The 442-nt window shown below is 46.4% G+C and carries 1 protein-coding gene; it reads right to left on the reverse strand.

Annotation, left to right across the window (positions count from 1 at the left end; all coding sequences use genetic code 11):
• Positions 1-103: 103 nt before the first annotated feature.
• Complete coding sequence (locus tag ACTHUT_RS22090; RefSeq protein WP_440419956.1) at positions 104-397, reverse strand: type VI immunity family protein; 294 nt, start codon at positions 395-397, stop codon at positions 104-106.
• Between the last annotated feature and the right edge of the window lie 45 nt (positions 398-442).

Here is a 442-nt window from a genome sequence, read left to right on the forward strand (position 1 = left end):
AAACATGCATCAGTTCCTGCTTCGTCCCTTTAGGATCAAAAATCCCGTTTTCAAAATTTGCATTATCCCAACGATGCAGCCAGTAATAGCCTTTGGAATCTGATTAGCGGTTTTTTCCGTTGCCGAAAGCAGTATGTAGTGAGTCGTTCAGCTTTTTTGTCAGTATCGGCCGCATCAGGTTGTTCACTACCAGGTAATTAATGGGCAACGGTTGGGTTTTATCTCCCAAGTCGGGGAATTTTCCTGCTTTGAATACCAGGAGGCCGGTATAGGTCTTCAGCGTAATGTCCGGATAATGGGTTAAAACGTTTTGGACTGCCATGCGGTTCAGTTTATCTTGGAACGCTTTGCCGACAAGGGTATACCAACTGACGGACTTAATGCCCCCTCGTACCAGAGAGAGTCGTGATGTCCTCCTGAATCAGGTGTTACCCCCCAATAG

Source organism: Neisseria sp. P0022.S010, assembly GCF_051956635.1.